Here is an 11,888-nt window from a genome sequence, read left to right as displayed (position 1 = left end):
TATTAATTTACTGTAAATATCCACAATATAAAATCATGTGGATAAGTTTTGTGGATAACTTACGTACAATTTTTTAACCTTATTATTCAGCAATTATTAGCCTACATTATTTAAAACTAACGCTTGAGGTTATCCACAAAAATAAATTACTCCAATAATCAGGATGGTTTTTTATCCTCTCAGAATCATTAGATTTTTTGTAAGTTAGTTGATAAGGAATACAACCTCATTTTCAATAAATTTTAATATAAAAAAATTCAATGTACAACACTACAATCCAAAAAGAATGGTTCTCAGAAGGAGAACGCTATGCAAAAGAAATCAATGAAATGGTTGAGTTTGGTGAAAAAAACGGCTGGGAAAACTGGAAAGGTAAAGAACCTGAAGATAACAGAGCCAATATAGTCCGCGAAGTTTTTGAACTGCTTAAAACTGCTAACAAAAACGAAGACACAGAAAATTTCAGGGAACATTTCCCACCTGCCCATGCTCCTATTATTCCCTTAATGGAAAATAAAGCTCAGAATATTGAGCATATGCACTTTATCTCTGATGAAAAAATTGTTTTTATGACAGGCACATCATATGAAAAAAGGCATGCATATCTTCTTGATAAAGATGTTATTACACAACTGGATAAAAATATCCGTGCCATCGGAAAATCTAACCGGGAAAACATTTTCGCCATTGCAGATTCTCATAAAATATCTTTATACAAAGGTTGGAAAGGAGACCTCATCAATGAATTTGAACTAGATGAAAACCCAGATTTTGGAATTACTGATTTGTATCCTTTCAATGATGGAAGCAAAGTAGTGATCGTTTCCTCAGACGGAATTTTCCTGGTTTCAAATACTGAAAAAAAGCTCATCCATCCCATCAATGAAGACCATGAAGAAGACTGGAGCTCTCAGATTGATATGGAAAATGCAGCATTATCCAACGACAATTCTTATATCGTAGTCGGAGATCAGTGCTATGATCACAGAATATTGGATCATGAAGGCAATACTGTAGGATCTATAGGACCTCAATCGTCTTATCCACATTTTTGTCTATTTGCAAAAGATGATAGCCAGCTAATTACAAATTCCTGTCATTTTTACAATGGGATTACCATAGGAATCAATGCCGATCAATATGTAGGAGCTGATATTGAAGCCTATACGGAAAGTGAAGACTTTACTTTCATTGATGAGGAAATGAGAGTCTATGAAGGTGTTGCCATAAAAGATTATTATATCCTTGGAGACGCTTACGGCTATATCAAAGCCTTTGATAAGGATGGAAACCAGCTTTGGAGATACTTCCTTGGTTCTACCATTACAGGAATGGCACTTTCTGATGATGAAGAAACCCTGTGGGTAGCCGCACACTCAGGCATTTTACACAAACTGAAATTAGAAAAAGGGCACAGAGATGCTCATACCATCGGAAATGGAAAGCATTATGAGGAATTCAGATTGCTGGTCTGGAAAGATGAACCTCAGATCTGGAAGTGGTAATTAAAACCTAATTAACAACAATACAGTAATGCAGAATACCAGAATTTTCACAACAGCTTTTGCCAGTGTTTATCCACATTATATTCAAAAAGCAGAAAAAAAGGGACGCAGTAAAGAGGAAGTGCATGAGATTATATTCTGGCTCACGGGATACAATGAAAAAAGTCTGCAGGAAATACTGGATCACAAAACTGATTTTAAAACATTCTTTGAGCAGGCTCCTCAGATGAATCCAAATGTTTCATTAATTAAAGGAGTTATTTGCGGCTATCGTGTAGAGGAAATTGAAGATGAACTTATGAGAAATATCCGGTATCTGGACAAACTGATTGATGAGCTGGCAAAAGGAAAGAAGATGGAAAAAATTTTGAGAACAATATAAAAAATAAAATTTCAATGTACGAATGGAATTATTTTTACGGAGCCATTATGCTGGACAAAGATTATATCGGTTTTCTAGACTTCATTAACAATAAGATGAAGGATCACAAATATTTTTATTTTCATCCGCAAATCTTCTCCCATGCCACTCAGGAACCGGCATATTATTATGACAATATTCTTATTTCTTTTGGAAGAACAGAAAAATGGCTTATCGACGATACGAGGCAACTACAAAACTTTATTCGGGAATTCGAAGATATATTAAGTCAACTGGATTTTGATCATGCTCAGATAAAGACTGGGGGAATTAATTCAGATCATTCATTCTTTTGGTCAAACAAAGAAAAGGTGACAAGGTCTTATCAGTCTGATATTATGATGAATTTTGGGCAAAAATATCAAATACGGCTTTATGAAAGTGAAAAATTCTATTTTGGACTGGGAGAGATTAATTTATCAACCGGACTGTTCAATAAAAAAAATGATGATAATGATCTAAAGTCTTTTGACAGACAATATAAAGATTTTAACTACCCTTTTTAAAGGCCATAAATTTCACAAAATCTCTTCTCCATTTCAAAAAACTTCCCGAAATTAGCGGTCTGTGCGTTAAATACTATTCAATGAAATAAAAATTTAAATTACAACATACAATAAAACTTAGTATAAGTTTTCTTCGGGGCAGGGTGAAATTCCCTACCGGCGGTTACAGTCCGCGACTCCTTTCTTATGAAGGGACTGATCTGGTGAAATTCCGGAACCGACAGTTAAAGTCTGGATGGGAGAAGAAAATGAGATGGCCAATAAGATTCCTTATGGATTCTTGTTGCGTTGTATTTCATTTCCATGTACCGAAGACTATTTTAACTTTTAAAAGTAAAATAACATGGAAAAATTATTAGAACAATTCGGAGCAACCTCCAAAGAACGTGTAGAAAAAGCACTTTCAACTTTACAACAGGGAAAAGGTATTCTACTGGTAGATGATGAAAACCGCGAAAATGAAGGTGATATCATCTTTCCCGCTTCCACTATTACAGAACAGGATATGGCACTTCTGATCCGCGAATGCAGCGGCATCGTCTGCCTATGCATTTCTGAGGAAAAAAGCCGCCACCTCAACCTTCGTCCGATGGTGGAAAACAACAATTCAAAAAATCAAACCGCATTTACCATTTCCATTGAAGCCAGAGAAGGCGTGGAATCAGGTGTTTCAGCAAGAGATCGTGTAACAACGATCAGAACTGCCGTGGCAGCAGGTGCTCAGGCAGAGCATATTGCAAGTCCCGGGCATGTTTTCCCTCTGATTGCCAGAAAAGATGGTGTATTTGAAAGACGCGGTCATACTGAAGGCAGCGTAGATCTTGTAAAAATGGCCAATCTGGGTGATGATGCAGTACTTTGTGAACTGACAAATGAAGACGGTTCTATGGCAAGACTTCCTGAAATTGTGGACTTTGCTATCAAAAAAGGGATGAGCGTCGTGACCATCGAAGACATTTATGCTTACCGTAAAATGGTGATGAGCAATTAAACTTAAATATTTTTAACGCACAGATTCGCCTGCTGATATGATCAGCAGGCGATTTTATTAAAAACCTAATCAAAAACAAATAAATTTAACATTTTGATACTATTTTTTAATTATTTTTAAAGAAAAAAAATCTTGACTATGAAAAAAACTTTACTCCTTTTATTAGGAGCTTCTGCAATGTTTTCTGCGCAGATCACGCTTACAAAAGCAGCCAATGACCCTACTTCCGGAAACCTTGTCAATTACAATCATGTAACCGGAGTGGTAAATAACTCCGCAACAGGAGCTAACGTTACATTTTCAAATGGAGGTCTTATCATGGGAGTTTCGTCAATAACGACTTATTCTACTCCTACTTCTACGGAAATATCGACTTTTCCAGGTTCAACTATTAAAATGGCAGATGGGGCAACAACTGTTTATTACAAAGCGTCTTCTACTAAACTGGAAATCACGGGAATTGTAAACCCACAGGCAACTTTAAATTTTAACGTGGATAATGGGACTTATAATAGTTATCCATTGACCTACTACAGCCAAAGGAACTTTCTCATCGTCTTCTGCCAACGGATTGTTCAGCGGTACAATGGCTGCCATTGCTGATGCATATGGAACTCTGATTATAGGTAATCAAACATACAGTAATGTTCTTAGAGTAAAATACACACAGAACTTTAACCTATATGCATCTTTTGATATTATTTATGCCAACCCTATCGGAACAGTTACCAATACAGCCTATGCTTATTACGATGCTTCTCACAGATATGCTTTGCTAAATTCTACAAGCGGAAATATCAGTGTTCCATTGTTAAGTATCAACCAGACAGTAGCCACTGCACTAGCTTTAAACGAAGCATTTCTGGCTACAAGCAGCAATGCAGTGAAAAAAGAAAACTTAGTGGTTTATCCTAACCCTGCACAGGACTTTATCGGTTTCAAAGGGAATACCGATAATTATTCCAAAGCAAATATTTACAGTCTGGACGGAAAACTGGTAAAAACATCAGATGTAAAATCCGGAAATATTCAAATCTCAGATCTTCCATCAGCGTCTTATTTCATAGAGATCAGTGGGAAAAATGCGACAGAGACAAAGAATACAAAATTCATCAAGAAATAATAAAACCAAAATCCCCGCTCCTACAAATGAGCGGGGATTTCTTATTAACATTCAAAATTGCTTTTAAAAAGTAGCTGCAGGAGCTGTTTCGTTGTTAAGCTTCCGCTGAATCTCTGTCTTTTTCCCTTTAGAGAAATCATAACTCAGTCCTAATACAAACATTGACTTATTATTCATAATCTGAGTATGAACTTTATAATCCACTAAGCTTTCCGGTAAACTTTTCGTTTTGTATTCTGAAGGCATACCTATCCAGTACATGCCTGTGGAAAACGTCCAGTTCTTGTGCTTATAACTTACAAAAATATTATTCTGATTTTCGTTCGTGTTCAGGAAAGCTCCGCTAAGACTATACACCGGAATATTGAACTGATACTGAACTGAGAAGGATTTATATTCTGAGGAAAGCGAAAAATAATTTCCTAAATAATCATTCTTAATCAGAGCACCAGTACTGGTTCTTACCGTTTCAGAAGTAGGCGTAATCACAGCTTTTATTACAAGCAGGCTATTCCCAAAAGGTTTATAAGATCCTGTAAGCTGCACTCCGTACCGCTGTCCGTTTTTTCCGTTTTCATAAGTCAGCGCATAACCTCCCAATATATCATCCTGAACATAATACTGATTGATTACCCTGTTGGTATATCGGTAAAATAAACCTGCATTAAAATCAAAGTACTTGTTATTAAAAGAATAGGTCAGGTTGTTAGAAAATACCTGCTGAGATTCTAAAAAGGGATTTCCTCTTTGGACAATATTAGGAGCCAGCTGCACCACATTACTGCTCAAAGCATTACTCCATGGGCTTACCGGATTATAGCTAGCTGTAAAACGAAGATTCTGATTGTTTTTAAGTTGATAGGCTAAAATAACCTTCGGAGTAAAAGTCCATTCATCAAAAGTATTCTCTGCACTTTTGTTGTGGATATTCGTTACACCAGCTCCGATACGGTAGCTGAATTTATCAACTTTTCCTGCAAACTCTGTGTAAAAATACTGTTCCAAATAATTGACACTGTATTGAGAATATCCGGCAAGGTTATTCAGATCATTGGAAATAGAAGACCTTGAAATACGATATCCGGATGAAAGTTTTCCTGCCTTAAAATCATGAGTATGGGCAAGTTCTCCCACCAGGCTCGTTTGCTTTGCCTTTAAAATCATATCATTATCATATACCGAAAGTCCGGAACCTGTAATCCACTCCTTCGCTGTTTCTGAAGTATTGGTAGTATAATGAGAACCTACTACATTAATGCTCAGCTCATCGTTTTCACCAATCTTTTTGGAGTAATAAAGATCCAGCTTAGGAATCACATAATCTGAACCATTATTTTTAAACATTGCATGTTCTTCCTTCAGATCATCTTCACTAAAGGTACTCTGCCCCACTCCTTTTGAAAATCTGCTGAAAATATCCATATTCAGTTTGGCCTGAAAAGCATAATTATCAGGAACAAGTCTCGTATAGCGTAAAGCAACATTCTGGAAAGTATACCCGAAATGATCTTTCCTGTTTTCATCAGAACGATAATGCTTTCCGTTCAGCTGGTAATCATAAATACTGTTTACTCTTCGGTCATCATAATCCCTCAGGTTCAGAAAATATTCAAGTCCAAAATTATTTTTCCCTTTTGTATAATTCGCATAGGCAGAACCATTCACAAATCCTGTATTCAAAGCCGTGGAAACATCTGCCCCGAACACATATCCTGTTTCTGTGGATCTTGTCAGAATATTAACTACAGTATCTGCCCTTGTTGCCCATCTTGCCGGCGGAATATCATAATACTCAACTTTCACAACCTCACTGGGTGCAACACTTCTGATCTGCATATCTGTAGCTTCAATCCCGTTGATCAAAAACAGTGTAGTTCCTCCCTTAGTGCTGGTAATGGTATTCGCTACCGGATCCAGCTGCAATTCCGGAAGGGTACGAAGCAGATCTTTTGCATAGCGTGCTCTTTCCAATGCTTCTTTATCAAAAGTATAAACGGCCTTATCCGCAAACTGTTTTTTACGTTGTGATTTTAAAATAACTTCCTGAATTTCTTTTGTTGCTGCAACATCGGCTGTATCATTTTTCTTCTCCTGGGCAAAAACAAAAGTTCCGCAAAGAAAGAATATGGTATAAATAGTTTTTTTCATATCAAAAGATGAATTATACTATTAGGACAATCAATTCCCGATGTGTATTACATTGATGATGACTAATATTCAGGATTTAACAATAATTTTTCTTTAAATTCTAATTATTATGTTAAATACAGCCCGTTTTTTGCTGGTATTATTTAACATCACAAAATAGTAAAGTCATGAAAAAAGCATTCATATTAATTCCGTGCTTTCTTTTTTCAGTATTAGGAGCTCAGGAAGCCCAAAACAGTTCGGCAGAAAAGATGAATATCATCAAGACCAATGTTACAGCCTATGCTTTCAGAAACATTAACCTGTCTTATGAGCGGGTCATCAACCAATGGCTTTCGGTAAACATAGGTTTCGGAACAATGCCTGAAGGGAAAGTACCATTCATCAATGCCTTTCTGAAAGATGAAGATGAGAAAAGATTTCAAAATCTTAGGGTAAAAGCTACCAACTTCACCATAGAACCCAGATTTTATATCGGTAAAGGCTATGGAAAAGGATTTTATTTTGCACCTTATTATCGGTATTCAAGTGTCACTTCCAATACTTTTGATTTTTATTATGATTATAATGGCCCGAATGGAATTGCCTATCAAATTCCCCTTAAAGGCCAGGGAGATACCAAAGGAAACAGTGGAGGTCTGATGGTTGGTGTACAATTCTTTCTCACCAGAAGTCAAAATCTTGTTCTCGATTTCTGGATTGCTGGCGCTCACTACGGAAGCGGAAAAGGTGATTTTATAATGACCTCAGATTATGTATTGACTCCGGATATGCAGGCTCAATTAAAAAAAGAAATAGAAAATCTGGATATTCCTTTTGTAGATTACACCGTGGAAACCAACGCCAATGGAGCCAAAATAAAAGTGGACGGTCCATGGGCAGGCTTCAGAAGCGGACTTTCTATCGGGTACAGATTTTAAAAACATACAACTTATACTAATAACCGTTCTGATATCAGAACGGTTTATTTTTTCTGAAATTTGTATCTTGGATGTCAAAAAACTTGTCTGAAACAATAATAATTTATGAATACATCCTCTATCACTACCGGTCAAAGAATCAAAGCCATCATAGGCGGATCTATAGGAAATCTTGTAGAATGGTATGATTGGTATGCCTATGCTGCATTTGCTATTTATTTTTCACATTCATTTTTCCCGGATTCTGACCTGAATGCACAGCTGATGAATACGGCAGGAATATTTGCAGTAGGTTTTCTGATGCGTCCCATTGGAGGCTGGATATTCGGAAGTATTGCGGACAAGATCGGAAGAAAAAAGGCGATGACACTTTCTGTATTACTGATGTCCTTCGGATCTCTGCTGATTGCCCTTACTCCTACCTATAAAACCATCGGAATCCTGGCTCCTGCTTTGTTACTGGTCGCCAGATTATTGCAGGGTTTGAGTGTGGGAGGAGAATACGGAGTTTCTGCCACTTACCTCAGCGAAATGGCATCGGAAGATAAAAGGGGATTTTATTCGAGCTTTCAGTATGTAACTCTGATCGGTGGTCAGCTGATTGCATTGGGAATACAGCTGATCTTACAGAAACTTCTTTTAACAGAGGCCCAGCTTGAAGAATGGGGCTGGAGAATTCCTTTTGTTATTGGAGCATTACTTTCTGTTATCGCTTTATACTTAAGAGCCAATCTTCATGAAACCGAAGCATTTGAGAATAAAAAAGAACTTAGTGAAAAGAAAAAAGGAACGGTAACAGAACTTCTCAAGCATCCCAAAGCTCTGCTTACGGTAATTGGGCTGACATTAGGAGGAACTCTTGCGTTTTACACTTATACCACTTATATGCAAAAGTTTCTGGTGAACACCGTTCATCTGACTAAAGAGCAATCTACCCTTATTTCATTTATTTCATTATTTATATTTGCCTGCCTGCAGCCTGTTTTTGGAACGTTATCTGATAAAATCGGAAGAAGACCGCTTCTTTTAGGCTTTGGGATTTTGGGAACGTTATTCACTGTGCCTCTTCTCACCGCTTTAAGTACCACAACTTCAATGTGGACCGCCTTTTTCCTGATTATGGCATCCCTGATCATTGTCAGCGGGTACACCTCCATCAATGCCGTTGTAAAAGCAGAACTTTTCCCTTCTGAGATCAGGGCGCTGGGCGTAGGACTTCCCTATGCACTTACAGTAGCTATTTTCGGAGGAACGGCAGAATATATTGCCCTATGGTTTAAACAGACAGGAACAGAAAGTTATTTCTACTGGTATATTACTGGATGTATTTTATTTTCCCTAATCGTTTATGCCGGAATGAAGGATACGAAAGAAACTTCTACCCTAGATAAAGACTAATATTATACCGCTTTATAAAAACTGTGCGCCGCAGATTCTCTGCGGCGCACTCTCTATTTCTTAATGATAGGCTTGCTTAAATTTTTCAATCATATTGTCCAGATTATGACGCTGAACATAGATACTTTTTACCTCTTCATACCTCGGCGATTTATAGAAAACCTCGTGGAAATCCATACTTCCGTTTCCTACTTTTACAACTTTCTGTACTTCGATATTTAACTTTTTCAATTCGTCTCTGAAGACTTTAAATTCATCTTGGATACTATTATTCATTAATATTTTAAGTTTTTTAGTTAAAAATTACATGTACCCCCTTTGAATATCAGGGGTAACCTCTTAAATTCCGAATAAAGTTAGTAAATTTATCGACACAAAATAACACTTTGACAACATTTTATTGTTTTTTTTACAAACAGTCCGTAAACTTTTATCTTATTAATGCATATTCCGTATTTTCAGATCATCAAAAAATCACAAAAACTTTATACAAACCATGAATATTAAAGCATTTTTCACTTTATTCTTTTTAACACTGCTTACTTTCCTGTCTGCACAAAAAATGGAATTTAAGACACCTGATTATTCTTTAATTCAAAAAAATATTGAGGATAAAAACTCAGAGTTCTATTATCCGAAGCTTTTAAAAAGATTAAAACAGAATGATACGCTTCTTACAAGCAGCCAATACCGTCACCTTTACTTCGGTTATACCTTTCAAAAGGAGTATCAGCCTTATAAAATCGGGAAGAAGGCTGAAGAGGTTTCCAAATATTATCGTGGGGAAGGCATTTCACAAAAAGATCTTTCCAAAGGAATACAGCTATTTCTGGATGCTTTGGATGAAAACCCGCTGGATCTTCGTGCCATGAATTATCTTGCGTATCTGTATCATTTAAATAAAGACGACGCCACTGCTGAAAAAATCGCTGGAAATTTCCACGGATTATTAAACGCTATCCTCACTTCCGGCGATGGATTGAAATGTGAGACAGGGTTTCACGTTATTTCTGTTACTGATGAATATGTACTTCTGAACAGGTTCCAAATGGAAACCAAGGCACAAAGCCATAATGGAAAATGTGATTATCAGGAATTTGAAAAAGACAAATACAAAATCCCGGGATTTTATTTTGATATCAGTAGATTTTATGGGAAAATATTAGATTAATCTGTTCTAATCAGGGCTTAATATACTGATATTCAATTTCATTATCAGGTAGATCTGCAACTTTTATAAAGTTCAGCCGTTTCATTAATTTTATTGCGCCTTCATTATCATTAGAAGTGATTGCTCCTACCTGAGCGAGCTTTATAGTCTCCAGCCCAAATTGTACAGCCAATTTAATTGCTTGTGTCATATATCCCTTCCCATAATACTGCGGAAGAAGCACACAGCCTAGCTCTCCCACGCCTTGATCCAGTCCTCTATAATATCCACAAGTTCCTACAATTTTATTGGAAACCTTATCTGCTATTCCCCAATGTATAGAATCTCCTTTATCATAATCAGCATTAATCTTATCTTGCATTGCTACTGCTTCAGTTATACCCACAGCAGCTACTGCATCATAATATGAAATCGAAATAATATCAAAGACATCGGCGGGTTCGATTTTTCTTAATATAATATTTTCTCCGATTATTGTAGGGAAATCTATGTATGGTGGTAAATTCATCTTTTACAAATTTATTGATCACGGATGTCATTCTAAATCATTTTTTTAGAAGTAGTTTTGGGTTCTTATTTTATTGATACTAATATTCCCGGTTCAACAAGTTTACCAAATCCATCCATATTCTGTAAATATAGGGCAAAATGTTTATTTTTAAAGATTTCATTTCATATCTCTTACAGCTTTTATAATTGGCATAATCAAAGTATCTTGCTGGTAAACACCAATCATATTACATACCTGTAAATCACTCATTATAAGCATTCTATTAATTTTTTATTTTTTTTCTGAAAAAAAATGAAATTTTGTGTAACATTTTAAAAGGGTTCGTCTCTAAAAGACAAATAAACCTTAAAACTTTAGAAATCATGAAAAAATTCACATTCCTTCTTGTTATCATGTTATTTTTCTTAGCGGTATGCAATATATTCGGTCAGGAAACAGTGTATCCGTTTGAAGTAAAGAAAACCGGAAAAGGAAATCAGTCTTTACTATTTATTCCAGGGTTTGCTTCTTCCGGAGACGTATGGAACGAAACGACTGCAAAATTTGAAAAAAACTTCACTTGCTATACTTTAACGATGGCTGGATTTGCGGGAACAAAACCACAGGCAGACGCCAGCTTTAAAGATTGGGAAAAAGGGATTGCTGCTTATATAAAGAATAATAAAATTGACAAACCTATTATCATCGGACACAGTATGGGAGGCGGTCTTGCCCTGGCTATTGCCGCAGATTATCCCGAGCTGGCACGAAAAATCGTCATTGTAGACACACTTCCTTGCCTGGCTGCAATATCTGATCCTAATTTTACGTCTAAAGAAAATAATGACTGTTCCTCTACCATTACTCAATTGACCGCGATGAGCGATGATCAGTTCCGCAAAATGCAGACACAGACTATGCCGCGTCTTCTGGCAGATACTTCTATGCAGGAAACGGTGATCAACTGGAGCATGAAATCTGACCGAAAAACATTCGCTAAAATGTACTGCGATTTTTCTAATACCGATCTGAGAGATAAAATAAAAAATATACAATGTCCCTCTCTTATTCTTCTGGAATCATTTTTTGCCAATCTGAAACCTACTATTGAAGGCCAGTACAAAAATTTAAAAAATGCCAATATGCAGTATGCTTCAAAAGGATTACACTTCATCATGTACGATGATAAGGATTAGTACTTTACTCAGCTTACTC

The 11,888-nt window shown here is 36.4% G+C and carries 13 protein-coding genes and 1 riboswitch; of the genes, 10 read left to right on the top strand and 3 right to left on the bottom strand.

Annotated elements, in window-relative coordinates; all coding sequences use genetic code 11:
* Positions 1-260 precede the first annotated feature (260 nt).
* From ACPF63_RS00690 to ACPF63_RS00665, 6 genes are all read left to right on the top strand, one after another.
* Entirely contained in the window at positions 261-1,505 is a 1,245-nt protein-coding gene (locus ACPF63_RS00690) for a hypothetical protein (RefSeq protein ID WP_426481641.1), read from the top strand.
* A 28-nt stretch (positions 1,506-1,533) separates the two neighbouring features.
* A complete protein-coding gene (locus tag ACPF63_RS00685; protein ID WP_426481640.1) occupies positions 1,534-1,887 on the top strand; it encodes a DUF2200 domain-containing protein in 354 nt (117 codons plus the stop codon).
* Between the two features lie 14 nt (positions 1,888-1,901).
* Positions 1,902-2,432, top strand: coding sequence for a hypothetical protein (locus ACPF63_RS00680; protein ID WP_426481639.1), 531 nt, complete (start codon positions 1,902-1,904; stop codon positions 2,430-2,432).
* Between the two features lie 125 nt (positions 2,433-2,557).
* A riboswitch (FMN riboswitch) is annotated at positions 2,558-2,683 on the top strand.
* Between the two features lie 92 nt (positions 2,684-2,775).
* Positions 2,776-3,423 carry a 3,4-dihydroxy-2-butanone-4-phosphate synthase gene (gene ribB / locus ACPF63_RS00675; RefSeq protein ID WP_047386148.1) on the top strand — a complete coding sequence of 216 codons (648 nt, stop codon included), beginning with the start codon at positions 2,776-2,778 and terminating at the stop codon, positions 3,421-3,423.
* 138 nt (positions 3,424-3,561) lie between these two features.
* A complete protein-coding gene (locus ACPF63_RS00670; RefSeq protein WP_426481638.1) occupies positions 3,562-4,026 on the top strand; it encodes a hypothetical protein in 465 nt (154 codons plus the stop codon).
* Positions 4,010-4,546, top strand: coding sequence for a T9SS type A sorting domain-containing protein (locus ACPF63_RS00665; protein ID WP_426481637.1), 537 nt, complete (start codon positions 4,010-4,012; stop codon positions 4,544-4,546). The genes ACPF63_RS00670 and ACPF63_RS00665 overlap by 17 nt, the downstream gene beginning before the upstream one ends.
* A gap of 63 nt (positions 4,547-4,609) precedes the next feature.
* Here ACPF63_RS00665 and ACPF63_RS00660 read toward each other — a convergent pair whose 3' ends face one another.
* The gene (locus tag ACPF63_RS00660; protein WP_426481636.1) at positions 4,610-6,694 is read right to left on the bottom strand and encodes a TonB-dependent receptor domain-containing protein; all 2,085 of its coding nucleotides are present in this window, start codon (positions 6,692-6,694) and stop codon (positions 4,610-4,612) included.
* A gap of 167 nt (positions 6,695-6,861) precedes the next feature.
* On the opposite strand from ACPF63_RS00660, the gene ACPF63_RS00655 reads away from it, so the two are divergent.
* Both ACPF63_RS00655 and ACPF63_RS00650 read left to right on the top strand, forming a co-directional pair.
* On the top strand, positions 6,862-7,614 hold the full coding sequence (locus ACPF63_RS00655; protein WP_219071800.1) for a DUF3575 domain-containing protein: 753 nt from the start codon (positions 6,862-6,864) through the stop codon (positions 7,612-7,614).
* A gap of 105 nt (positions 7,615-7,719) precedes the next feature.
* Positions 7,720-9,012 (top strand): MFS transporter, encoded by a 1,293-nt coding sequence (locus tag ACPF63_RS00650; RefSeq protein ID WP_426481635.1) that lies wholly within the window; start codon positions 7,720-7,722, stop codon positions 9,010-9,012.
* A gap of 60 nt (positions 9,013-9,072) precedes the next feature.
* On the opposite strand, the gene ACPF63_RS00645 is transcribed toward ACPF63_RS00650, so the two are convergent.
* Positions 9,073-9,288, bottom strand: coding sequence for a hypothetical protein (locus tag ACPF63_RS00645; RefSeq protein ID WP_077418921.1), 216 nt, complete (start codon positions 9,286-9,288; stop codon positions 9,073-9,075).
* Positions 9,289-9,508: 220 nt separating this feature from the next.
* Between ACPF63_RS00645 and ACPF63_RS00640 the strand changes: the two genes are divergently transcribed.
* Positions 9,509-10,183: a DUF4919 domain-containing protein gene (locus tag ACPF63_RS00640; protein WP_426481634.1), complete on the top strand. Its 675-nt coding sequence runs from the start codon at positions 9,509-9,511 to the stop codon at positions 10,181-10,183.
* Positions 10,184-10,193: 10 nt separating this feature from the next.
* Here ACPF63_RS00640 and ACPF63_RS00635 read toward each other — a convergent pair whose 3' ends face one another.
* Positions 10,194-10,691 (bottom strand): GNAT family N-acetyltransferase, encoded by a 498-nt coding sequence (locus tag ACPF63_RS00635; protein WP_426481633.1) that lies wholly within the window; start codon positions 10,689-10,691, stop codon positions 10,194-10,196.
* A 365-nt stretch (positions 10,692-11,056) separates the two neighbouring features.
* Here ACPF63_RS00635 and ACPF63_RS00630 point away from each other — a divergent pair, with 365 nt between their 5' ends.
* On the top strand, positions 11,057-11,869 hold the full coding sequence (locus ACPF63_RS00630; protein WP_426481632.1) for an alpha/beta fold hydrolase: 813 nt from the start codon (positions 11,057-11,059) through the stop codon (positions 11,867-11,869).
* Positions 11,870-11,888: the final 19 nt, after the last annotated feature.

Origin of the sequence: Chryseobacterium sp. R2ACT005 (genome assembly GCF_049949215.1) — a bacterium.
In the GTDB taxonomy this organism is placed as follows: Bacteria; Bacteroidota; Bacteroidia; order Flavobacteriales; family Weeksellaceae; genus Chryseobacterium.
Note: the sequence above shows the minus strand (reverse complement) of the source record. Positions and strands in the feature narration are given on the sequence as shown.

What these genes read in the sequence shown, in the direction of transcription:
- ACPF63_RS00635 (WP_426481633.1), bottom strand. Translation starts at nt 10,691, where the DNA reads ATGAATTTACCACCATACATAGATTTCCCTACAATAATCGGAGAAAAT.
- ACPF63_RS00640 (WP_426481634.1), top strand. Translation starts at nt 9,509, where the DNA reads ATGAATATTAAAGCATTTTTCACTTTATTCTTTTTAACACTGCTTACT.
- ACPF63_RS00670 (WP_426481638.1), top strand. Translation starts at nt 3,562, where the DNA reads ATGAAAAAAACTTTACTCCTTTTATTAGGAGCTTCTGCAATGTTTTCT.
- ACPF63_RS00645 (WP_077418921.1), bottom strand. Translation starts at nt 9,288, where the DNA reads ATGAATAATAGTATCCAAGATGAATTTAAAGTCTTCAGAGACGAATTG.
- ACPF63_RS00680 (WP_426481639.1), top strand. Translation starts at nt 1,902, where the DNA reads ATGTACGAATGGAATTATTTTTACGGAGCCATTATGCTGGACAAAGAT.
- ACPF63_RS00660 (WP_426481636.1), bottom strand. Translation starts at nt 6,694, where the DNA reads ATGAAAAAAACTATTTATACCATATTCTTTCTTTGCGGAACTTTTGTT.
- ACPF63_RS00630 (WP_426481632.1), top strand. Translation starts at nt 11,057, where the DNA reads ATGAAAAAATTCACATTCCTTCTTGTTATCATGTTATTTTTCTTAGCG.
- ribB (WP_047386148.1), top strand. Translation starts at nt 2,776, where the DNA reads ATGGAAAAATTATTAGAACAATTCGGAGCAACCTCCAAAGAACGTGTA.
- ACPF63_RS00655 (WP_219071800.1), top strand. Translation starts at nt 6,862, where the DNA reads ATGAAAAAAGCATTCATATTAATTCCGTGCTTTCTTTTTTCAGTATTA.
- ACPF63_RS00650 (WP_426481635.1), top strand. Translation starts at nt 7,720, where the DNA reads ATGAATACATCCTCTATCACTACCGGTCAAAGAATCAAAGCCATCATA.
- ACPF63_RS00690 (WP_426481641.1), top strand. Translation starts at nt 261, where the DNA reads ATGTACAACACTACAATCCAAAAAGAATGGTTCTCAGAAGGAGAACGC.
- ACPF63_RS00685 (WP_426481640.1), top strand. Translation starts at nt 1,534, where the DNA reads ATGCAGAATACCAGAATTTTCACAACAGCTTTTGCCAGTGTTTATCCA.
- ACPF63_RS00665 (WP_426481637.1), top strand. Translation starts at nt 4,010, where the DNA reads ATGGCTGCCATTGCTGATGCATATGGAACTCTGATTATAGGTAATCAA.